Raw genomic sequence first — 20,823 nt, 5'->3', positions numbered from 1 at the left:
AAGGGATCAACGATGAACCTGCTACGCAGACCTGACCGGCGGCACCACGCGCGCCGACACCGCCGAGCACCCGCGCGCCTGGCGGCCGTGCTGGCCGCCCTGATGGTGGCCGTGCCCCTCGCGGGCGGCGCCGCCCAGGCCGCCCAGGCCGGTCCGACGACGATGTCGCCCGCGCAGGCGGCGGCCGGGTCCGTCGACGACGGCGTCCTGCGCGTCCTGCTGTTCTACAAGCCCAACTTCCACGCCTCCCACGTCCAGGCACGGCAGGCCGTGCGCGACCTCGCCGAGCAGCTGGGCACGGAGTACTCCCAGCCGGTCGAGATCCAGGAGACCGAGGACCCCGCCGCGTTCACCTCGGAGAACCTCGCGACCAAGGACGCGGTGGTCTTCGCCCAGACCGGGGGCGTGCTGTTCAACGTGGAGCAGCGGGCCGCCCTGGAGGAGTACATCCGCGGCGGCGGCGGGTACATGGGCCTGCACTACGCCGGCTGGTCCGTCGGGCAGAGCGAGCACGACGTGAACCCGTTCTACGCCCGGCTCGTCGGCGCGATGTCGGAGGGCCACCCCGAGAACCCCGCGGTCCGTCCGGGCCGGGTCGTGGTCAAGGACACGTCGCACCCGCTCGCCCAGGGGCTGCCGGCCGAGTTCACGCGCAGCGACGAGTGGTACGACTGGCTGGTCAACCCGGCCCCCCACGTGCGCACCATCCTCGAGGTCGACGAGACGTCGTACGGCATGGGCGAGAACGGCACCACCCACCCGGTCACGTGGTGCCAGGAGATCGACTCCGGTCGGTCCTGGTACTCGGGGATGGGCCACGAGGGCACGGCGTACGCCGAGGCCCCGATCCGCACGCAGATGAAGAACGGCCTGGCCTACTCCGCCGGCCTCCTCCCGGCCGACTGCTCGCCCCCGAACAAGGCCGAGCAGGGCTCCTGGAGCGGCGTCACCCCCTGGCCGCTGGTCCCGATCAACGCGGCGCTGACGTCCGACGGTCGCGTCCAGTCCTTCGGCAGCGTCTCCTCGGGCTGCACCGACGACACGCCGTACGACTTCGGCGGCAACTCGTGCGTCACGCAGGGTGGCCAGATGGAGATCGACGTATGGGATCCCGCCGAGGTCCGCACGATCGCCAACGTCGTCTCGGGGATCATCCCGAACGCGACGTTCACCGACCTGTTCTGCTCGATGCAGGTCCAGATGCCGCACCGCCGGGCCACGATGACCGTCGGCGGTGACGACGGCCTGGGCGGCAACGCGCCCAACGACGCGGCGCTCGGCGTCACCAGCTACACGACGAACCAGGGCCTGCGCAACGAGGCCCCGATGAACTACCCCCGCTGGTACCCCACGGGGACCACCCTTCCCGACGGTTCGGTCGTCGTGCAGGGCGGCAGCCTCAAGGGCGGCCCCGGCGGCCCCGGCGTCCTGACCCCGGAGCTCTACACCCCCGACGAGGGCAGCTCCTGGCGGGTCCTGGAGGGCGCCACCAGCGCGGCGGCGTACGGCGACGGCGGCAACGGCAACGGCCCCGACGAGAACCGCTGGTGGTACCCCCGCGCGTTCGTCGCGCCGGGCAACGGCAACGTCTTCAACATCACGGGCACCCAGATGTACGAGCTCGACTCCTCGGGCGACGGCGAGGTGATCCTCCGGGGCACCCTGCCGGCCGAGATCGCCGACCAGGACGGGCTCGGCAACCCGGTCGGCGCCACGTCCACCGCGACCATGTACCGCCCGGGCAAGATCCTGCAGGTCGGCGGCGGCTGGTGGGCCAACGGCGGCGGTCCGGACGGCGCCCGCGCGGGCTTCACCGTCGACATCACCGGCGGCACGGACGCCCCGGTGGTCGAGGCGACCCAGCCGATGCAGTACGCCCGGCACTGGGCCACCTCCACCGTGCTGCCCGACGGCGACGTGATCGTCACCGGCGGTGCGCGCGAGAACAACGGCAACGGGGGCTACGTCACCAACGCCGAGATCTGGGACCCCGACACCGGCGAGTGGACCACGGTGGAGGTGCCCTACGAGCACGCCCGCCTCTACCACTCCACCGCGCTGCTCCTGCCCGACGGTCGCGTCATGGTGGGCGGCGGCGGCACGCCGGGACCGCGCAGCTACACGGACGTGGAGTTCTACTCCCCGGCGTACCTCTTTGACGGCGACGAGCCGGCGGTGCGGCCGGATGTCACGGACGTCCCGAAGAAGGTCGGCTACGACGGCACGTTCGACGTGCAGGCCGACGGCGAGGTCTCCCGGGTCACCCTGGTCCGCAACGGCTCGGTGACGCACGGGTTCAACAACGACCAGAACTTCCAGGACCTGGCGTTCTCCCAGAGCGATGGCACGGTCACGATCGAGACCCCGGTCGACGGCACGTACGCGCCGCCCGGTGCGTACATGCTCTTCGTCTTCGACTCCGACGGCACGCCGTCCGTGGCAGACATCGTCCAGATCGACCCGAAGGTCGAGATGGACGCCCGTGCCCCGCACGTGGTGGACCAGTTCGAGTACCCGCGCCTGCCCGCCGAGTGGCGCTCCGCCAACCCGCCGGCCGTGGTGGACGTCGCGCCCGCGGGCGGCCGGATGTCCCCGTGGGAGGTCGACAGCGAGGTCCAGCTGGTCCGTGCGGCCGCGCCCAGCCAGGGCGGCCTCGGCCTCACCGGCTACCACCTCGGGGTGGGGACCGCCGGCAGCCTGACGCGCACGGTCAAGGGCCTCGACCCGGGCCGCGAGTACCGGATCTCGCTGCGCTACGCCCGTGACAGCCGGTCCGCCGGCACGGCACCCGGCACCGCCGACCTCTCGGTCGGTGACCTGCGGGCGACCCTGACGGCAGCGCCGGACCTGTCGTCGCAGACCGCGTTCGGGACCTACGTCGGGACCTTCGTCGCCGGGGCACGGTCGCAGGACCTGACCGTCGCCGCCGGGGACTCCGGTGCGGGCGTCATGATCGACGACCTGGTGATCGTGGGCTCCGAACCCGGCGTCTCCGACGTCCCGGTGCACTACGAGTTCGACGAGGATTCCGGGACCAGCGCGGCCAACACCGGCACGGACGGGTCCGTGGGCGCAGCCACGCTCACGGGCGCGACCGGGCGGAGCGAGAGCGGCGTGTTCGGCGGCGCGGTCGACCTCACGGGTGGGACCAACGCCAACGCGGTGGACCTGCCCGACAACCTGCTCCAGGACGCGGAGGACTTCACCACCTCGTTCTGGGTGCGCCCCGACGCGAAGTCGGACTGGGCCGGCCTGTTCCACATCGGGGACGGGCTCGGCGACGCAGGCAGCTTCTTCCAGATCCAAATGCAGACCGGCGCCGCCCCCGGCGGCACCGGGCTCGCGGCCACGTTCAAGGCCAAGGGCGGCGCCGCGCAGGAACGGGTCTACGCCACCCCGACCCAGGACGTGGCGGTCGACGAGTGGAACCACGTCGCGTTCACCCGGCAGGGTGCGACCGGCACGCTCTACCTCAACGGCGAGCCGATCGCGTCCCGCTCCGACCTGACGATCGACATGGCCGACGTCGGGCCGACGGCCGACAACTGGCTGGGGCGCAACGGCTTCCCCGACCCGGCCTACGACGGCCTGATGGACGACGTCCGCGTCTACACCCAGGCGCTCGGCGACGCCGACGTCGCGGGCCTGTACGGCGACGGCAGCGCGCTCGCCACGACCACCACGGTCACCGTCGAGCCGGCCTCCCCGTCGCCGTTCGCCGAGCCGGTCACCGTCACGGCGTCCGTCGCGGACGAGAACGGCGAGGCACCCTCGGGTGTCGCCGAGCTGTGGGTCGACGGGTCCCGCGTCGGCGGGCAGGTCGACGTGGCGGACGGCACGGTGCCGTTCACCGACGTGGCGCTCTCGCCGGGGGAGCACGACCTGGAGGTCCGCTTCCTCGCGGACGACGGGTGGCGTGACTCCGCGCAGACCGCGCAGCACACGGTCGAGCGGCCGCCGCCCGGCGAGGGGACTCCGGTCCACTACGCCTTCGACGAGGGCCAGGGCTCGACCGCGGCCAACACCGGCCTGGACGGCTCGGTCGGGTCGGCGACGCTCTCGGGATCGGCCGGCTGGACCCCTGACGGGCGGTTCGGCGCGGGGATCGACCTGCCCGGCGGCGCGTCGGGGACCGGCAACCAGGTCGAGCTGCCCGACAACATCGAGGCGGGGATGGACGACCAGTTCAGCGTCTCCGTCTGGGCCCGCCCGGACGCGCTGCCCACCTGGGTGCCGCTGCTGCAGATCGGGAGCAGCACCGACACGTTCTTCCTGCTGCAGTCCAACACCCAGACCAGCGGCGCCACCGGCTTTGCCGCGACGTTCAAGGCGCCGGGCACCCCGGGCAGCGCCCAGGAGCGTCTGGTCCTCGGGCAGGGCAAGGACCTGCCGCTCGACGAGTGGACGCACGTGGTGTTCACCCAGAGCGGCTCGGTCGGGAAGATCTACTTCGACGGCGAGCTCCAGGCGACGCGCGACGACTTCACCCTCGACATCGGTGACGTCGGCGTGGGCGGGCAGACGACGGCGAACCTTCTCGGCGGCACCAGCTGGCCCGACGCCCGCTGGGACGGCAAGGTCGACGACTTCCGGATGTTCGGTTACGAGCTGACCGCCGAACAGGTGGGCGAGCTCCACGCCGGGACGCCGGAGAACGCGGCTCCCGTGGGTGCCGCCGACGCCTACGGCACCGTCGAGGACGAGCCGCTGACGGTCCAGGCGCCGGGCCTCCTGGCGAACGACACCGACGTCGACGGCGACGACCTGACGGCGACGGGGCTCACGCAGCCCGCCGACGGCGAGGTCACCCTCGAGGCGGACGGGTCCTTCACCTACACGCCCGCCAGCGGGTTCGCCGGCACGGACACGTTCACGTACACGGCGTCCGACGGCACCGCAACGTCGGCGGCGACGACGGTGACGATCACCGTGGAGGAAGGGGAGCAGCCGCCGGTCAACACGGCTCCGGTGGCGGGGCACGACGCCTACTCCGCCGTGGGCGGGGAGCCGCTGACGCTCCCGGCGCCGGGAGTCCTGGCCAACGACACCGACGCCGACGACAACGTCCTCACCGCCACCGGCGTGACCCGGCCCGCCAACGGCGAGGTCACCCTCGAGGCGGACGGCTCCTTCACCTACACCGCCGACGCCGGGTTCTCCGGCAAGGACGTCTTCACCTACCGGGCAGACGACGGGGAGGACCTCTCCGCGCCGGCCACGGTGACCGTCACGGTGAGGTCGCCGGCGGTGACGGCGGTGGCCGGGGTCGCCCTGCCCATCACGTACGGCACCGCAGGGACGGTCTCGGTGGCGGTGTCACCCGACACGGCCACGGGGGCGGTCAGGCTGCGCGACGGCACCACGACGATCGCGAGGGCCACGATCGCGGACGGGCGAGGGACCCTCGTCCTGCCGGCGGGGTCGCTCACGCCGGGGGTGCACGACCTGACCCTCCGCTACGTGGGCGACGCCGACCACTCGGCATCCTCGTCGAAGGTCAGGGTCGTGGTGGAGAAGGTGGTACCCACCATGGAGATCTCGGCCGCCAAGGCAGGCAAGCGGGCCGTCGTCGACGTGTCGCTGACGGCGGCGAACGACGTCGCCGTGACGGGCGAGGTCCGGGTCGCGGTCCAGGGCGGGGGGACGTTCGTCGGGACGGTCGAGGGCGGCCGGGTTCGCTTCGACGTACCGCTCCCCAAGGGGGGTGAGCTGACCCTGACGGCGTCCTACCTCGGCAGCGAGCTCGCACTGGCCGCCGAGACCAGGGTGACGGTCAGGGTGCGGTAGCAGAGAACGGTGTGGGCCCGGAGGACGGATCCTCCGGGCCCACGCCGCGTGGTCGTGACCGGCTCGGTCGTGCACCTCCGCCTCAGTCGGGCTCTCTGACGCCTGAGGCTGCGGTTCCGCTACGGGCGCGTGCCTCGTTCCTCGGCCCCCACCCTGCGCTGCACCTCCACCTCAGTCGTCGGCCAGAGAGGCGACGACGCCGGCACGGCTCTGGTCCTCGCTGGCGAGGACACCGCCGTTGGCGACGATGTCGGCGGTGATCTCGCTGAAGACCATGCGGACGTCCTGGCGCCGGGCGCCCAGGATCTCGACGGCGCTGTCGGCGACGGCCTTGGCGAAGTCGCGACGCTGCTCGAGCGTTCGTCCGCGCAGCAGCTCGACGGTGATGTTGGGCATCGTTCCTCCATGGGTGGACGCTTCGACCGTGTTCACGGGAGCGACCTTGGTTCAGTGACATGAACACGGTACGTGGACGGCGGCTGTGTCGTCCATCGTTTCGACCAATCGGTTCACACTCTTGACAGTGGTTCGACCCGCTGGTTTGGTGTGCGAACCGCCTCGATCTCAGGAGACACGCGATGAATCGCAGGACCGTCGTCCGAAGGACGGCCTTGTCCGGGCTTGCTGCCGCCGGCCTGGTGGCCCTCGGGTCGACGCCGGCGATGGCTCACGTCACCATCACGCCGTCGACCACCGCGGCGGGCGCGACGGCCGTCCTTCGGGTCGAGATCCCGCACGGGTGCGACGGATCTGCGACGACCGCCGTCTCCGTCCGGATGCCCGAGGAGGTCTCGGGCGTGACCGCTTCCGACACGGACCGCTGGGCGGTTCACCAGGCTGCGGACGGCCTGACCTACGCCACCGACGAGCCGCTCCCGGACGGGGCGAACGACGTGGTCGAGTTCTCCGTGCGCCTGCCCGACGACGCCGGCGCGACGCTCGTCTTCCCCGTCGTCCAGCAGTGCGAGAGCGGCGAGGCGGCCTGGACCGAGGTCGCCGAGCACGGGGAGGGCCACGACTCGCTCGACATGCCGGCGCCGGTCGTCGTCGTGACCGCCGGCGACCCGAAGCCGGCAAGCACAGAGGCCGACGCCGATGCCCACGCCGAAGCGAGCACGGAGGCCGACGCCGATGCCGAAGCGAGCGCGGGGGCCGACGCCGATGCCGAAGCGAGCGCGGGGGCCGACGTCGATGCCGAAGCGAGCACGGGGGCCGGCACCGGCGCGAGCTCGGCGGCCGACGCGGACGAGCGGGAACCGCTGATCCTCTATGGCGCGTCCGCCGTCCTGCTCGCGGGCGGCCTGGCGGGCGGGACCGTCCTGCTGCTGCGTCGTCGACGCCGGTGACCGCCCAGGGCGCGCGGACGCGCACCGCCAGCCTGCTGCTCCTGTTCGCCGTCGTCTGCGCGCTCCTGGTCGGACCGGCGGGCAGCGCCTCGGCGCACGCGACCCTCGTCAGCACCGACCCGACCGAGGGCGCGGTGCTCGACGCCGCTCCGGAGCGGGTCACGTTCACCTTCGACGAGTCCGTGATCGGCGTGCCGGCGGGAATCAGGGTGTTCGACGCGACAGGGGCGGAGGTGGCCTCTTCGGCTTCCGTCCGTGGGTCGCAGCTCTTCGTCGACCTCGACGAGGAGGTGGCCGAGGGCACGCTCGTGGTCCTCTGGCGGCTCGTGTCGGAGGACGGGCACCCGATCGGGGGATCGCTGAGCTTTGCCGTCGGCGCGCCCAGCGACGTGGTGGACGTGGCGGCGACCGGCGCGGACGCCGGCACCGACGCCCCTCTCCTGCTCAGCCTCGTCCGCGGGCTCGGCTACGTCGGCCTCCTCGTGGCGGCCGGCGTGGCCGCCTTCTCGGTCCTGTTCCTTCCTCGGGACCGTGGAGCCGACCGCTCGCGCGCCCGGCTCCGGCCGGTCGCTCGCGCGGCGGCCGCCGTCGCCGTCCTCGGCTGGTGGCTCGCCGTGCCGTTGGTCGCGCTCTACCAGCTCGGCCTGCCGACCTCGGCGCTCGCCGACGGCTCGACCTGGACGGCGCTCGCGGCGGCCGAGTACGTCGTCCCTGCCGTCGTGGTCGTGGGGCTCGCGCTGGCCGTGGGGTTGCTCCCGGGCGCCGCCGCCCCCGACCGGGCGAGAGCCGCCCTGGTCCTGCTCGGCTGCGTCCTGGCGGTCGCCGCGCCGGCGTTCACGGGCCACACGAGGGCGACGACGCCGGAGGCGCTCGTCGTCGGAGTGGACGTGCTGCACCTGGGCGCGGGAACCCTGTGGCTCGGAGGCCTGGCTGCGATCGCCTTGGTGCTCGGGGACCTCGCGCGCCGCGACGCCGGCGCCGTCGTGCTCGCGCGCTTCTCCACCTGGGCCGCCGGCGTGCTGGCGGTCCTGGTGGTCGCCGGGTCGTTCCTGGCCTGGAGGGTCGCCGGCACCTGGGACGCGCTCCTGGACTCCGGCTACGGAGCACTGCTCCTCGTGAAGGTCCTGGTCGCGCTGGTCGCCGTCGCCATCGCCGCGTGGAACCGGTTCTCCCTGACGCCGCGCCTCCGGACGGACTCCCGTCGTCACGGCGGCGGGGCCGCGGCCGGGCTGCTGGTCCGCACGACGCTCGCGGAGGCGGGCGTGCTGGTCGCGGTCCTGGCCGTCACCGGCTTCCTGGTGGACCACAGCCCCGAGGTCGACGCGGCCGGCACCTCCGGCGAGGCGGCGGCGGAGAGTGCCGGGGAGTCGGTGCAGCTGGACGACATCGCCGCGGAGATCACCCTGGACCCGCTGGGCGTCGGGCCGGCCACCCTCACCATCGAGATGACCGACGACGCCGGGTCGCCCGCGGAGGGCTACGAGGCCCCCCGGCTCAGCCTGTCGTCCGACGAGGTGGACCTCGGGCAGGTAGAGGTCGCCTCGCTCGCTCCGGGCGTCTACGCCGGCGACGTCGTCCTCCCGATCGCGGGCGACTGGGAGGTGCAGGTGTCGCTGCGCACCACGGAGTTCGACAACCCGGTGCGATCCGTGACGTTCCGCGTCCCCTGACGGCGTCGGCCGGCGCCCGCACCGAGGACCTGCCCGCTCCGGAGGGGCCGCCCGCTCGCCGAGGTGCGACCAGGCGCAGGCGCGGCCATGGTGGGCGAGTGGCGCCGGTCCGCGACGCCACCGACCGCCACGACGAGAGGAGTCCCCGTGCCACGACGGGATGCCGGCCCGAGCGTCAAGGACAAGGAGCTGTACGAGGAGCTCCGCGACGAGGGCAACAGCAAGGAGAAGTCGGCCCGCATCGCCAACGCGGCGGCGGCCCGCGGCAGAAAGAAGGTCGGTTCCAAAGGCGGCAAGTCCGGGTCCTACGAGGACTGGACGGTGGCCGACCTGCGCAAGCGCGCCGCCGAGATCGGCATCGAGGGCCGGTCGTCGATGCGCAAGTCCGAGCTGGTCGACGCCCTGCGCTCGCACTGAGCGGCGGTTCGGGCTCACCCGCTGCCTGGCTCGCCCGGTCGTCGCATGATGGAGACAGACGCCGGCTCGGCGGCGCACGGACCCGCATCGAGGAGGACGACGATGAAGGCGACGGTGGGCGACCGGATCGTGGTGGCATCGGGGGTCGTGGGCGGTGCGGTGCGTGACGGCGTCGTCGTGGGCTGCCCGCACGACGACGGCTCGCCGCCGTACCGCGTGCGCTGGTCGGACACGGGGGAGGAGTCGCTCGTCTTCCCCGGGCCGGACACCCTGGTCCGTCGTGACGACGGCGACGAGGGCGGCCCGGGTCCGACGACGGCGCGGTCGGTGACCTGGCAGATCCAGCTCACGCTCGTGGAGTCGGCCGGCAGCACGACGGCGGAGGCGACCCTCGTGGCGGGGCCGGCGGAGCACGGCGACGTGGGCGCGATGCGCGCCGTCGGGCACGCGCGCAAGGACCCGGGGGACACCGAGGTGCCGCTCATCGGGGACGAGGTCGCCGCCGGGCGGGCGCTGCGCCGCCTGGCGGACGCGCTGATCGGGCAGGCCGAGCAGGACATCTCCGCGCAGACCGGCCACAAGGCGCACGTGCACACCTGAGGGTCACGTAGGGCCGCCATCCGGGGACGGCGCAGGTGGGCGCGCCCGGCCTTGTCGGTGCACGGTGGGCCGGGACCGCGGGAATCGACAACCGTGCGGGACATGACCTGTGACCAGCGCCATCCCGCAGCCGGGCGTCGTCGGCATAGGCTCGACGACGTCGTGTCCCGCCCCCGGAAGGCCCCACCCGCGTGCGTAACTCTCGTCCTGCCGTCGCGGTCGCCCTCGTTTCCGCCGCGTCGCTCGCGCTCGCCGCCTGCTCGACGCCGGACGGCGCCGGCGACGCCGCGAGCACGCCGTCGGACGGCGCGTCCGCCGCGGACTGCACTCCCGAGGGCCTGCAGACCCTCACCGCCGGCACGCTGACGGTGGGCGCGAGCGACCCGTTCGAGCCCTGGTACGTGGGGGAGCCGAGCAGCGGGGAGGGCTTCGAGTCGGCGCTGGTGTACGCCGTGGCCGAGGAGCTGGGATTCGCGGAGGACGACGTCGAGTGGACGACCGTCACCTTCGAGCAGATCGTCAGCCCTGCCGTGAAGCCGTTCGACGTCGCGGCCTACCAGACCACGATCACCGACGAGCGCAAGGCCGCCGTCGACTTCTCCAGCCCGTACCTCACGAGCCGGCAGGGCGTCATCGTGGCCGACGAGGGTCCGCGCTCGGACGCGACCTCCCTCGCCGACCTCGAGGGCGCGACGATCGGCGTGACCGCGTCCCAGACGTCGCTCGCGATCGCCGAGGCGGCGTGGGGCGACGACGTCGAGATCACGCCGTTCAACGCCGCGGGCGACGGGATGACGGCGCTGTCCTCGGGCACGATCGACGCCATGGTGATGGACGTCGACCAGGGCGTCGCGGCGTCGACCGTCTACTTCCCCGACACGCACGTCATCGGCACGCTGCCGCCCGTGGGCGAGCCCGAGCAGCTCGGCCTCGTCCTGGACAAGGGGTCGTCGCTCACCGCGTGCGTCTCGGCCGCCGTCGACACGCTGGAGGAGAACGGCACCCTGGCCGAGCTGCGTACCGAGTGGCTCAAGTCGGACGACGTCCCCGAGCTCTCCTGAGCGCTCCCGGATGACGGCTGACGGGGTCTCGACAGGCTCGACCGCCGGGGAGGACTGGACCCCCTCCGAGCGGGCGCGCGCCCGCTCGGCGTTCCGGCGCACCCAGCGGCGCCGCGCGACGCTGGTCGCGACGGTGGCGAGCGTGGTCGTGCTCGCCGGCGTGGTGTACGTCGTGACGACGGCGCCCGGCTGGGAGCGGGCGCGGGAGGCGTTCTTCTCGCCCGAGCGGGCGTGGGAGGTGCTGCCCGACGTCGCGGCGGGCCTGTGGCTGAACCTGCGGGTGTGGCTGGTGGCCGGCGTGGTGGGTCTGGTGGTCGGCCTGGCGCTCGCCGTCGTGCGCACGTCCCGCCTGCCGGCGCTGTTCCCGCTGCGGGTCTTCGCGCTCGTCTACGTCGACGTCTTCCGGGGCGTCCCGCTGCTGCTGGTGCTGCTCCTCGTGGGGTTCGGCCTGCCGGCGCTGCGGCTACCGTGGCTGCCCGTGAGCGCGGCGTTCCTCGGCGGCCTGTCGATCGTGCTCTGCTACACCGCGTACCTCGCGGAGATCTTCCGCGCCGGGATCGAGTCCGTGCACCCCTCGCAGGTGGCCGCGGCGCGGTCGCTGGGGCTCACACGCGGGCAGGCCGTGCGCCGCGTGGTGCTGCCGCAGGCGGTGCGGAACGTGGCCGCGCCGGTGGCGAGCATGCTGGTCTCGCTGCAGAAGGACTCGGGCCTCATCTCGATCCTCGGCGCCGTCGACGCCATCCGTGCCGCCCAGATCGCGACCACCGGCGACTACAACTTCACGCCCTACGTCGTGGCGGGCATCCTCTTCCTGCTGATCTCGATCCCGCTGACGCGGCTGGTCGACGCCTGGTCGGCGCGGCAGGGGTGGCGGGGCCAGCTGCGCGGCGTCAGCGGCGCGGGGGTGGTGCGGTGAGCGCGGAGCCGCAGGCCGGAGCGGCGCCCCTGCTGTCGCTGCGTGGCGTGCGCAAGTCGTTCGGCGCCGGGGCCGACCGGAAGGTGGTGCTCGACGGCGTCGACCTCGACGTGACGGCGGGGTCGTGCGTCGTGGTGGTCGGGTCGTCGGGCTCGGGCAAGTCCACGTTGCTGCGAGTCGTCGACCTGTTGGAGGACGTCGACGACGGCCAGGTGCTGCTCGACGGCGAGGACGTCGCCGACCCGTGGGTCGACGCCGACGCCGTGCGCGCGCGGCTCGCGATGGTGTTCCAGCAGTACAACCTCTTCCCGCACCTGCGGGTGCTCGACAACGTGACGCTCGCGCCGCGCGTCGTGCACGGTCTGGGCCGCGCCGACGCCGAGGAGGCGGCGATGGCCATGCTGGAGCGCGTCGGGCTGGCGGACAAGGCTCGGGCGTACCCCGATCAGCTCTCCGGTGGCCAGCAGCAGCGTGCTGCCATCGCCCGGGCCCTGGTGAACGGGCCAGAGCTGCTCCTGCTCGACGAGGTCACGTCCGCGCTGGACCCCGAGCTCGTGGGCGAGGTGCTGGACCTCCTGCTCTCGCTGCGCACCGAGGGCGTCGGCGGCCGTCCGACGACGATGCTCGTCGCGACGCACGAGATGGGCTTCGCCCGCGACGTCGCCGACGAGGTCGTCTTCCTGCACGACGGCCGCGTACACGAGCGCGGCACGCCCGCCCAGGTGCTCGGCGACCCGCGGCGCGAGCGGACGCGGGAGTTCCTGCGTCGCCTGCGCTGACCCCCGCCGGTCGAGCCTGCGTCGTCCTGAGCTTGTCGAAGGGTAGAGACCTGGTCAGTCCGGGGCGTCGGTCGCCGTCGCGCCCGCCCGGTCGACGAGGACGGCGAGCTGCTCGCGGGACGGGAGGCCGAGCTTCGCCATCGCGCGCCCCAGGTGCGCCTTGACGGTGGACGACGAGCAGTAGACGCGCGCCCCGATCTCCGGGTTCGACAGGCCGTGCGGCAGATAGGAGGCGATCTCGAGCTCGCGCTCGGTCAGGACGTCGAGCGCGCTGCGCGCCTCGGCCCGGAGGGCGTCGAGGCCGCGGCTGCCGGTCAGGTGCCGGATGACCGCGCCGGCGGCGTCGTGGTCGAGGGCTCCGGCACCGTCGGCGACCTGCCGGACGTGCCGGGCGATGTGCTCGGGGTCGTCGTCCTTGCTGAGGAAGCCCTGCGCGCCGGCGTCGAGGGCGGCGACCACGGTGTCGTCCGTCCCGAACGAGGTCAGCGCGATGACGGCCGGGGCCCCCGGCGCGCGGCGCAGGGCGCGGATCGCGTCGAGGCCGCTGGTCCGGCGCATGTGCAGGTCCATGAGTACGACGTCGGGGCGTCGCTCGGCGACCGCGCGCGGGACCTCGTCGCCGTCCGCAGCCTCGCCCACGACATCGATGCCCTGGGCGGTCAGCACCGTCGACAGCAGGCGCCGCACCATCGGGTCGTCGTCGACGAGCAGGACGCGGGTCACGCGACCCGACCGTATCCCCGGGCGACCTCAGTCGCTCGTCGACGCCCCGTCCGGGCCCGCCCACGGCAGGTGCGCGCGGACGACGAACGTGCCGTCGACCCGGCTGGCGTCCAGCGACCCGCCGACCGCCTCGGCGCGCTCGCGCATCCCGAGCAGTCCGCTCCCGGTGCCGGGCACGTCCCGCACGGCCGCGCCGGAACCGCCCGGGACGGCGTTGACGACGCCGATCCGCACGCCGTCGGCGGGCGCGGCGCGCACCGTGACGTCGACCTGCTGACCCGGCGCGTGCTTGAGGGCGTTGGTCACGCCCTCCTGGACGATGCGGAACGTGGCCCGGGTCACCGTCGGCGGCGCCTGGTCCGCACCCGCGACGAACACGGTGCTGGTCAGGCGGGCGCCGTCGTGCCGGAGCTGGTCGAGCATCGGGGCGAGGTCGTCGAGGCTCGTGCCCGGCAGCAGGTCGGCGGCCGGGCCGGGCGAGCGGAGCGTGGACAGCACGGTGCGCAGCTCGGCGATCGCTTGCTGTGCCGAGGCCCGGACCTCGCGTGCGGCGCCGGTCACCTCGGCGTCGTCGGCCCGGGTCACCTCGAGGGCGGAGGCCTGCAGGGAGATGGCGGCGATGTGGTGGGCCACCGTGTCGTGCACCTCGCGGGCGATGAGCTCGCGCTCCTCCTGGCGGGTCATCTGGTCGCGCAGGACGGCGGTCGCGGAGGCCTGCGCCTCCTGCTGTTCCCTCACCAGGGCCGCCGTGGCACGGGAGCGTCGTACCAGGCCGGCCGCGATCGACGCGCCCAGCACCACCGCGCCGCCGAGGACGAACGCGCTCGGACCGGGGTGCGAGGTCACCGCCCCCGTCTGCTGGTCGACGGCGGCGAACACCATGTCGGCGGGGTCGCGGAGCGCGTCCCGCACCAGGGCTGCCGCCGTGCCCGCGCCCGTGACGACGGCGCACACGGCGGAGGTGCGGACCGACGCCGTCGCGAGCACCCACGGCAGGGCGAGCAGCGCCGCCGACGAGTCGATCGGCAGGACGACGGCCGCAGCCGACGCCGCGAGGCACAACGGCACCGCGTGCCGACGGCGGACGACGAGGAGTCCCGCGAGGGCTAGGCCGACGAGGGCGCTGAGCACGTGCAGGCCGGACATCGTCCCGTCGGGGTCGGCGTCGGTCGACGCGAACGACACGGCCACCATCGCGCTGCAGGCGGACGCGACGACCGCGACGACGGTGCCGGCGTGCGACGCCCAGCGGGGAACGCCAGCGACCCCGGCGTCGGAGCCGGTTGCTCGGGCTGACATAGGGCGACCCTACGGCGGCGGGCGTGACCCTGCGTCGCCCGAACGGGCAGGCACGGGGCCCGCGTCGTGCCCGATCGGGTACGCGGCGGTGCCCGTCCGGGCGATGTGCGGAGGAGGCCCCTCGCTGGACCCTGGAACCAGACCGAGAACCTCGGCACACCAGTGACGGGGTTGAAGACAGCATCAGGAGCAGCGATGACCGACCAGTTCCCGCCCCCCACCTCGCCGGCCGGCCCGACGTCCCAGGAGCCGGCCAGCCAGGCCGAGCTCAAGCGACAGGCGCGCGAGGCCAAGGCGATCGCGAAGGCGAACAGGAACTGGTTCGCGCGACACAAGGTCCTGACCGGCATGGGCGTGGCAGGAGTCGTCGCAGTGAGCGCCATCGCCGCGAACGGTGGCGGTGACGAGGGCGCCACGACGGACCCGCCTGCTGCGGCTGCAGTCGCCGACGTGGCCGTCGAGGAAGATGCCGCTGTCGAGGCCCCCGCGGCTGGCGACGAGTCGGCGTCGGACGCAGCGACGGAGACGGTCGCACAGTCCAACGCCCGGGAGAGCGCCGAGTCCTACCTGGAGACCGGCGCGTTCTCGGAGTCCGGCCTGGTCGATCAGTTGAAGTTCGAGGGCTATTCGAAGAAGGACGCCAAATATGCGGTGAACGCCGTCGACGTCAGCTGGGGCGACGAGGCGGCGGAGAGCGCTCAGTCGTACCTGGAGACCGGTGCGTTCTCAGAGTCCGGGCTCGTGGACCAGCTGGAGTTCGAGGGTTTCTCGAGCAAGGACGCTACGCAAGCAGTGAAGGACTCCGGCGCGAACTGGAACTCCGAGGCGGAAGAGAGCGCCCAGTCGTACATGGACACCGGCTCGTTCTCGGAGTCCGGGTTGGTCGACCAGCTGGAGTTCGAGGGCTTCACCCCGGACCAGGCCGAGCACGGAGCCGACTCCGTGGGCCTGTGACGCCAGTGATTGGCGCACCTTCGACCTGAGGTGTCCGTCCCTTGCCGAGCCCGGGCCGCGTGGATCCCTTTCCCACGCGGCTCGGGCTCGTCGTGTCTGGACGCCGGACGGCGTCGGTCCGCCCAGCGGTGGCTGGCTAGCCTGAGGCGGCCGGCGCCGTCATGGTCGCCGGCGCGGACGACTCAGCGCGGAGGTTCAGGCATGCAGGTCACGTCGATCGGGTTCGTGGGGCTCGGGCCGATGGGGGCGCCGATGGCGCGCAACCTGCTCGACGCGGGGTTCGACGTCGCGCTGTGGAACCGCACGGCATCGAGGGCCGACGACGTCGCGGCGGAACACGAGCGCGCGACGGTCGCCGCGACTCCCGCCGACGCGGCGCGACCGGTGGTGATCGCGATGCTCCCGGACCTGCCGCAGGTGCGCGACATCGTCGAGCGCCCCGACGGGCTGCGCGCGGGCTGGCAGGCCGCGGGCATCCACGACCCGCTGCTCGTCGTGATGAGCACGGTGAGCTCGGTGGCGGTCGAGGAATGGGCGCGCGAGCTCGCGGCCGACGGCGTCCGGCTCGTGGACGCGCCGGTCAGCGGGGGCGTCGAGGGCGCCGTCGCGGGCACGCTGAGCATCATGGCCGGCGGCGCGGACGACGACGTCGCGGTGCTCGCGCCCGTGTTCGCGGCCGTGGGCCGCACCGTGCGTCACCTCGGCCCGGTCGGTGCGGGCTCGCTGACCAAGACGTGCAACCAGATCGTCGTCGGCGGCACGCTCAACGCGCTGGCCGAGGCCGTCGCCATCGCCCGCGCCGGCGGGCTCGACGTCGAGGCGGTGCTCGACGTCCTGGGCGGGGGGTTGGCCGGTTCGCAGCTGCTCACCGACAAGTCGCGGCGCTACCTCACGGGCGACTACGCGCACGGCGCGGCGTGCCGCACCCAGCTCAAGGACCTGGAGTTCGGCATCGCCGCCGGGCACCGGCTCGGGGTCGACACGTCGTCCACCGAGGTCGCTCGCGACAGGTATGCGCGCATGGTGGACCGCGGCGACGCCGAGCTGGACCACAGCGCGGTGATCCGCGTCGTCGTCTGAGGCCACGGGCGCTCGGTGCCCGGGGTATCAGTTCCGCGCCGCCGTCCCTCCGTGGTTCATGGAGGGGACAACCATGAAGCGCATCGTGCTGTGCTGCGACGGGACGTGGAACCACGCCGTCAACCCGCAGGTGTCGAACATCGTGAAGCTCGCCCGGTCGATACCGATCGGGAGCCGGCGCAACCGCCAGGGCGAGGACGTCGTCCAGCTCGTCTTCTACGTGGGCGGCGTCGGCGCGCACGGCTACCTGGTCGACCAGCTCCTCGGCGGGGCGTTCGGGTACGGGATCACGCGCAACGTGATCGACGGGTACCGGTCGCTCGCCATGGCCTACGAGCCCGGCGACCAGATCGTCGTCGTGGGCTACTCCCGCGGCGCGTACACGGCGCGCAGCGTGGTCGGGATGATCTCCCAGGTCGGGCTGCTGGAGCCGGAGGCGGCGGACGCCGGGCTGCTGAGCGAGGCCGAGCGCGTCTACCGGATGCACCCGCCGTCCCCGCGCCGGCTGGCACGGGCGGAACGCGTCGCCCGCCGGGCGCGCCCGGGCTCCTGGCGCCGTCGTCGCGCGGAGCTGGTGCTGGCGCGGGTGGCGGACGTGGCGCAGGCGAAGGCCCGCTTCCGTGCGGAGCACGGCCGCGTCGTCGACGTGGACTTCCTCGGCGTCTTCGACACGGTCGGCGCGCTCGGGGTGCCGGGGCCGTCCCGCCGCAAGAACCGCTTCCACGACGTCTCGCTGTCGCCGATCGTGCGCCGGGCACGCCAGGCGCTCGCGATCGACGAGCGACGCATCACGTTCGCCCCCTGCCTGTGGACCGTGCCCGACGACGACCCGGCCGGCCGCGTGGAGCAGGTGTGGTTCCCGGGCACGCACGGGGACGTCGGCGGGGGAGGCGTCCGGTGCGGGCTCTCGGACCTGGCGCTGCAGTGGATGGCCGACGAGCTGCGGGACGCCGGCGTCGTCCTCGACGAGCGCCGGCTGACCAAGCAGCTCACGCCGCGGGCGTCACTGGTGCTGGCGCAGGACCCGCCCTGGGCGTTCCGGGTCCTGAACGTCGCGAAGCGGCTCGTGCCCGGCTACGGCGTCGTGGACGGGCGGCTCGTGTTCCGGCGCGGGCTGCGCGTGCTGGCGCTGCCGTCGGCGGCCGGCACGTGGCGCGACGGGGTGCGGCTCGCCGACACCGTGCTGCGGTACGTGCTGCGCGACGCCTACGGCGCGCTCGCCCCCAACCTCGCCTGGTGGATGGCGGAGGCCGGGGGGGTGGAGCGGGTGCCCGTCGAGCCGATCCCGGCGGCGAGGGCCGACCTGCGGCCGCTCGTCGTGCCGGGCGACCGGGTCATCGAGCCGGCTCGAGATCGGCGAGCGCTGCCGACGGGTCGGTGAGGTCGGGGTCCTTCGCCAGGTACGCCTTGGTCTCGCGGGCGATGAGCCCCGAGAGCACCAGCAGGCCGATGAGGTTCGGCAGGGCCATGAGCCCGTTGAGGACGTCGGCGACACCCCACACCAGGTCGAGCTCCCACATCGCGCCGACGAGGCACACGAGCGTGAAGACCGCCCGGTACGGCAGCGAGACCCTGATGCCGAAGAGCGACGTGGCGCACCGCTCGCCGTAGTACGCCCAGCCGATCACGGTGGACAGGGCGAAGAACACGACGGCGATGGCGACGACGGCGCCGCCCACCTGGGCGAACGGCCCGGTCGACATCGCGTCGGCCGTCATGGCGGCGCCCTCCTTGCCGGACGTCCACGCGCCGGACGTGATGATGACCAGGCCCGTGAACGACACGACGATGATCGTGTCGATGAAGGTCTGGGTCATGGAGACCAGACCCTGCCGCACCGGGTGGACGGTCTTGGCCGCCGCGGCGACGATGGCCGCCGAGCCGAGCCCCGACTCGTTGGAGAACAGGCCGCGCGCGACGCCGAACTGGAGCGCCATGGCCACCGTCGAGCCGACGAACCCGCCGGTGGCAGCGGTGCCGGTGAAGGCGTCGGTGAAGATCAGCGCGAAGGCGTCGGGGATCGCGGTGACGTTGGCGCCCAGCACGACGGTGCCGGCCACGATGTAGAAGAGGATCATCGTCGGCACGAACGACGCCGTGACGTTGCCGATCCGCTTGATCCCGCCGATCAGCACGACGCCGACGAACACCACGATGGCGATGCCGGTGACCAGCGGCGGCACGCCGAACGTGTCGTCCAGCGACTGCGCGATGGTGTTGGTCTGCGTCATGTTGCCGATGCCGAACGCGGCCAGCGCGGCGAAGACCGCGAACGCGACGGCCAGGACCTTGCCGGCGGGCCCGCGGATGCCGCGCTTGAGGTACTCCTGCGGCCCGCCGCGCTGCTCGCCGTTCTCGTCGACGACCCGGAACTTCGACCCGAGGAACGCCTCGGAGTACTTCGACGCCATACCGACCAGGCCGGTGACCCACATCCAGAACAGCGCGCCGGGGCCGCCGAGGCCGATCGCCGTCGCGACGCCGGCGATGTTGCCCACGCCGACCGTGGCGGCCAGGGCGGTCGTCAGCGCCTGGTAGTGCGAGATGTCGCCGTCCGCGGCGCCGGGCTCCTTGCGCTGCAGGAGCCCCAGGCGCAGCGCCGCGCCGAGCTTGCGGAACTGGATGCCGCGCAGGCGGATCGTGAGGAACAGACCGGTGCCCAGGAGCAGCGGGATCAGCAATAACGGGCCCCAGACGAAGGAGCTGGCCTCGGAGACGAAGTCGGCGAAGGAATCCACGGGCGGCACCGTAACCCGGTGACGCGGGCCACACGCAAACGCGTCCCACGCCGTCGCGGACCCTCGTACGAGGGGTCAGGCGTCGTAGACGTCCTTGACGACGAGGACCGGGACGGGGGAGTCGAGCAGCACGCGCTGCGTCGTGGTGCCCATGAGGAAGGTGCCCGAGCTGGACCGCTTGCGGGAGCCGATGACGACGAGGGAGGCGCCGGTCGCCTCGGTCGCGTCGAGGATGGTGTCGGCGGGCTCGGTGCCGGCGCCGCGCCGCGTCACGGGCTGCACGTCCACGCCGTCCGGCGCGGCGTCGAGCAGGGCGGTCAGGGAGTCCTCGGCGGCGTCGGGAGCCGCGAGGTTCACCACGTGCAGCGGGAGCCGTCGTCGGGCCGCCTCGGAGATCGCCGTCCGGACGGCAGCCTCGCCGTGCGGGGACGGGTTGTAGGCCACGAGCACCGTCATGGGCACACTCTCGCACATCGCGGGAACCCGCGGCGGGGCCGGGGCGTTGAGCATGCCAGCCGACGAAGGAGCAGCGCGCGATGCAGTGTCCGCACGACCAGTCCGTCCTGGTGATGTCCGAGCGCAAGGGGATCGAGATCGACTACTGCCCGCAGTGTCGGGGGGTGTGGCTCGACCGGGGAGAGCTCGACAAGATCGTCGAGCGTTCGATGGAGGCCGAGATCGCCGCCGAGGCCAGGGCCGCCGGGTCCGGTCCCGTGGGTCCCGGCAGCTCGCCCGAGTCCGCCTACGGCACCGTCCCGGCCGCGCCGCGGTACGACGACCGGCGCCCGGACCCGCGGGGCTACGACCCGCGCTACGACGAGAAGCGCTACGACGACCGCCGTCGCGACGACCGCGGGTACGACCCGCGGCGTGACGACTACCGCCGCAAGAAGAAGAAGGAATCCTTCCTGGGCGACCTTTTCGACTTCTGAGGCCCGGGCCTGACGCGGGCCTGACGCGGCGCGTCCCGCGTCAGGCCGCGAGCTGCTCGCGCACCTGCCGCTTGGCGCGGGTGAGCATGCCTGCCATGCCGTTGAGCCGCAGCGGGCTCACGGCGCGGTTGAGCCCGATCATCAGGGGGAACTCGTCGGGCACGTCCAGCACCTGCTGCGTTGTCAGCCCGGACAGACCCTGCGCCAGGATCGACGCGAACCCGCGCGTCGTGGGGGCCTCCTCGGGCGCGGTCGCGTAGAAGTGCACGACGTCGTCGTCCACCTCGGCGAAGGCGCGGACAGGGGACTGGCACTCCTCGACCCGCTCCAGCAGGCCGGGCATGGACTCGTAGCGCTCGGGCAGGCCGGGCAGCTCGCGGGAGAACTCGAGCAGGAGTTGCAGGCGCTCGCGCTCGGGCAGGGCGAGGAACTCCTCGCGGATCTCGGAGAGCGCGTCGGGCAGCACGGGGGCGGCGGCGTCGGTCATGGTTCCCAGTCTCTCGCAACGGTGCCGCCGGTCG

At 73.3% G+C, this 20,823-nt stretch carries 18 protein-coding genes; 12 read left to right on the top strand and 6 right to left on the bottom strand.

Going from position 1 to position 20,823, the window contains the following annotated elements:
- The first annotated feature begins 12 nt into the window (after nt 1–12).
- Nucleotides 13–5,787: a LamG-like jellyroll fold domain-containing protein gene (locus ABD254_RS03455; protein WP_344245688.1), complete on the top strand. Its 5,775-nt coding sequence runs from the start codon at nt 13–15 to the stop codon at nt 5,785–5,787.
- Between the two features lie 171 nt (nt 5,788–5,958).
- On the opposite strand, the gene ABD254_RS03450 is transcribed toward ABD254_RS03455, so the two are convergent.
- Nucleotides 5,959–6,183, bottom strand: a complete 225-nt coding sequence (locus tag ABD254_RS03450) for a tautomerase family protein (RefSeq protein ID WP_344245686.1) — start codon at nt 6,181–6,183, stop codon at nt 5,959–5,961.
- A gap of 182 nt (nt 6,184–6,365) precedes the next feature.
- Between ABD254_RS03450 and ABD254_RS03445 the strand changes: the two genes are divergently transcribed.
- The 7 genes from ABD254_RS03445 (at nt 6,366) to ABD254_RS03415 (ending at nt 12,576) form a co-directional block, all read left to right on the top strand.
- Nucleotides 6,366–7,133 carry a YcnI family copper-binding membrane protein gene (locus tag ABD254_RS03445; RefSeq protein WP_344245684.1) on the top strand — a complete coding sequence of 256 codons (768 nt, stop codon included), beginning with the start codon at nt 6,366–6,368 and terminating at the stop codon, nt 7,131–7,133.
- A complete protein-coding gene (locus tag ABD254_RS03440; protein WP_344245683.1) occupies nt 7,130–8,803 on the top strand; it encodes a copper resistance CopC/CopD family protein in 1,674 nt (557 codons plus the stop codon). Before ABD254_RS03445 ends, ABD254_RS03440 begins: the two co-directional genes overlap by 4 nt.
- Nucleotides 8,804–8,950: 147 nt before the next feature.
- Nucleotides 8,951–9,220 (top strand): DUF7218 family protein, encoded by a 270-nt coding sequence (locus ABD254_RS03435; protein ID WP_344245681.1) that lies wholly within the window; start codon nt 8,951–8,953, stop codon nt 9,218–9,220.
- A gap of 102 nt (nt 9,221–9,322) precedes the next feature.
- Nucleotides 9,323–9,820: a dsRBD fold-containing protein gene (locus tag ABD254_RS03430; RefSeq protein WP_344245679.1), complete on the top strand. Its 498-nt coding sequence runs from the start codon at nt 9,323–9,325 to the stop codon at nt 9,818–9,820.
- A gap of 191 nt (nt 9,821–10,011) precedes the next feature.
- Nucleotides 10,012–10,881, top strand: coding sequence for an ABC transporter substrate-binding protein (locus ABD254_RS03425; protein ID WP_344245678.1), 870 nt, complete (start codon nt 10,012–10,014; stop codon nt 10,879–10,881).
- 10 nt (nt 10,882–10,891) lie between these two features.
- Complete coding sequence (locus tag ABD254_RS03420; RefSeq protein ID WP_344245677.1) at nt 10,892–11,797, top strand: amino acid ABC transporter permease; 906 nt, start codon at nt 10,892–10,894, stop codon at nt 11,795–11,797.
- On the top strand, nt 11,794–12,576 hold the full coding sequence (locus ABD254_RS03415) for an amino acid ABC transporter ATP-binding protein (protein WP_344245675.1): 783 nt from the start codon (nt 11,794–11,796) through the stop codon (nt 12,574–12,576). The genes ABD254_RS03420 and ABD254_RS03415 overlap by 4 nt, the downstream gene beginning before the upstream one ends.
- Nucleotides 12,577–12,630: 54 nt before the next feature.
- Here ABD254_RS03415 and ABD254_RS03410 read toward each other — a convergent pair whose 3' ends face one another.
- Both ABD254_RS03410 and ABD254_RS03405 read right to left on the bottom strand, forming a co-directional pair.
- Complete coding sequence (locus tag ABD254_RS03410; RefSeq protein WP_344245673.1) at nt 12,631–13,299, bottom strand: response regulator; 669 nt, start codon at nt 13,297–13,299, stop codon at nt 12,631–12,633.
- 27 nt (nt 13,300–13,326) lie between these two features.
- Nucleotides 13,327–14,598, bottom strand: a complete 1,272-nt coding sequence (locus ABD254_RS03405) for a sensor histidine kinase (protein ID WP_344245671.1) — start codon at nt 14,596–14,598, stop codon at nt 13,327–13,329.
- A gap of 195 nt (nt 14,599–14,793) precedes the next feature.
- Between ABD254_RS03405 and ABD254_RS03400 the strand changes: the two genes are divergently transcribed.
- The 3 genes from ABD254_RS03400 to ABD254_RS03390 all read left to right on the top strand — a co-directional run bounded on the left by ABD254_RS03400 (nt 14,794) and on the right by ABD254_RS03390 (nt 18,013).
- The gene (locus ABD254_RS03400; protein ID WP_344245669.1) at nt 14,794–15,552 is read left to right on the top strand and encodes an Ltp family lipoprotein; all 759 of its coding nucleotides are present in this window, start codon (nt 14,794–14,796) and stop codon (nt 15,550–15,552) included.
- Nucleotides 15,553–15,753: 201 nt separating this feature from the next.
- A complete protein-coding gene (locus ABD254_RS03395; RefSeq protein ID WP_344245667.1) occupies nt 15,754–16,632 on the top strand; it encodes an NAD(P)-dependent oxidoreductase in 879 nt (292 codons plus the stop codon).
- Between the two features lie 73 nt (nt 16,633–16,705).
- On the top strand, nt 16,706–18,013 hold the full coding sequence (locus tag ABD254_RS03390) for a DUF2235 domain-containing protein (RefSeq protein ID WP_344245665.1): 1,308 nt from the start codon (nt 16,706–16,708) through the stop codon (nt 18,011–18,013).
- On the opposite strand, the gene ABD254_RS03385 is transcribed toward ABD254_RS03390, so the two are convergent.
- Nucleotides 17,967–19,370: an alanine/glycine:cation symporter family protein gene (locus tag ABD254_RS03385; protein ID WP_344245663.1), complete on the bottom strand. Its 1,404-nt coding sequence runs from the start codon at nt 19,368–19,370 to the stop codon at nt 17,967–17,969. The two genes, ABD254_RS03390 and ABD254_RS03385, sit on opposite strands and share 47 nt — an antisense overlap.
- Before the next feature lie 75 nt (nt 19,371–19,445).
- Nucleotides 19,446–19,826, bottom strand: a complete 381-nt coding sequence (locus ABD254_RS03380; RefSeq protein WP_344245661.1) for a universal stress protein — start codon at nt 19,824–19,826, stop codon at nt 19,446–19,448.
- A gap of 80 nt (nt 19,827–19,906) precedes the next feature.
- Here ABD254_RS03380 and ABD254_RS03375 point away from each other — a divergent pair, with 80 nt between their 5' ends.
- Nucleotides 19,907–20,302: a TFIIB-type zinc ribbon-containing protein gene (locus ABD254_RS03375; RefSeq protein WP_344245659.1), complete on the top strand. Its 396-nt coding sequence runs from the start codon at nt 19,907–19,909 to the stop codon at nt 20,300–20,302.
- A 40-nt stretch (nt 20,303–20,342) separates the two neighbouring features.
- Here ABD254_RS03375 and ABD254_RS03370 read toward each other — a convergent pair whose 3' ends face one another.
- Nucleotides 20,343–20,789, bottom strand: coding sequence for a SufE family protein (locus ABD254_RS03370; protein WP_344245657.1), 447 nt, complete (start codon nt 20,787–20,789; stop codon nt 20,343–20,345).
- Between the last annotated feature and the right edge of the window lie 34 nt (nt 20,790–20,823).

The sequence above is a fragment of the Isoptericola hypogeus genome, from assembly GCF_039531145.1.
In the GTDB taxonomy this organism is placed as follows: domain Bacteria; phylum Actinomycetota; class Actinomycetes; order Actinomycetales; family Cellulomonadaceae; genus Isoptericola; species Isoptericola hypogeus.
This window is presented reverse-complemented; position numbering and strand designations above follow the sequence as displayed.

What these genes read in the sequence shown, in the direction of transcription:
- ABD254_RS03390 (WP_344245665.1), top strand. Translation starts at nt 16,706, where the DNA reads ATGAAGCGCATCGTGCTGTGCTGCGACGGGACGTGGAACCACGCCGTC.
- ABD254_RS03420 (WP_344245677.1), top strand. Translation starts at nt 10,892, where the DNA reads ATGACGGCTGACGGGGTCTCGACAGGCTCGACCGCCGGGGAGGACTGG.
- ABD254_RS03445 (WP_344245684.1), top strand. Translation starts at nt 6,366, where the DNA reads ATGAATCGCAGGACCGTCGTCCGAAGGACGGCCTTGTCCGGGCTTGCT.
- ABD254_RS03400 (WP_344245669.1), top strand. Translation starts at nt 14,794, where the DNA reads ATGACCGACCAGTTCCCGCCCCCCACCTCGCCGGCCGGCCCGACGTCC.
- ABD254_RS03375 (WP_344245659.1), top strand. Translation starts at nt 19,907, where the DNA reads ATGCAGTGTCCGCACGACCAGTCCGTCCTGGTGATGTCCGAGCGCAAG.
- ABD254_RS03455 (WP_344245688.1), top strand. Translation starts at nt 13, where the DNA reads ATGAACCTGCTACGCAGACCTGACCGGCGGCACCACGCGCGCCGACAC.
- ABD254_RS03370 (WP_344245657.1), bottom strand. Translation starts at nt 20,789, where the DNA reads ATGACCGACGCCGCCGCCCCCGTGCTGCCCGACGCGCTCTCCGAGATC.
- ABD254_RS03395 (WP_344245667.1), top strand. Translation starts at nt 15,754, where the DNA reads ATGCAGGTCACGTCGATCGGGTTCGTGGGGCTCGGGCCGATGGGGGCG.
- ABD254_RS03430 (WP_344245679.1), top strand. Translation starts at nt 9,323, where the DNA reads ATGAAGGCGACGGTGGGCGACCGGATCGTGGTGGCATCGGGGGTCGTG.
- ABD254_RS03380 (WP_344245661.1), bottom strand. Translation starts at nt 19,826, where the DNA reads ATGACGGTGCTCGTGGCCTACAACCCGTCCCCGCACGGCGAGGCTGCC.
- ABD254_RS03405 (WP_344245671.1), bottom strand. Translation starts at nt 14,598, where the DNA reads ATGTCAGCCCGAGCAACCGGCTCCGACGCCGGGGTCGCTGGCGTTCCC.
- ABD254_RS03450 (WP_344245686.1), bottom strand. Translation starts at nt 6,183, where the DNA reads ATGCCCAACATCACCGTCGAGCTGCTGCGCGGACGAACGCTCGAGCAG.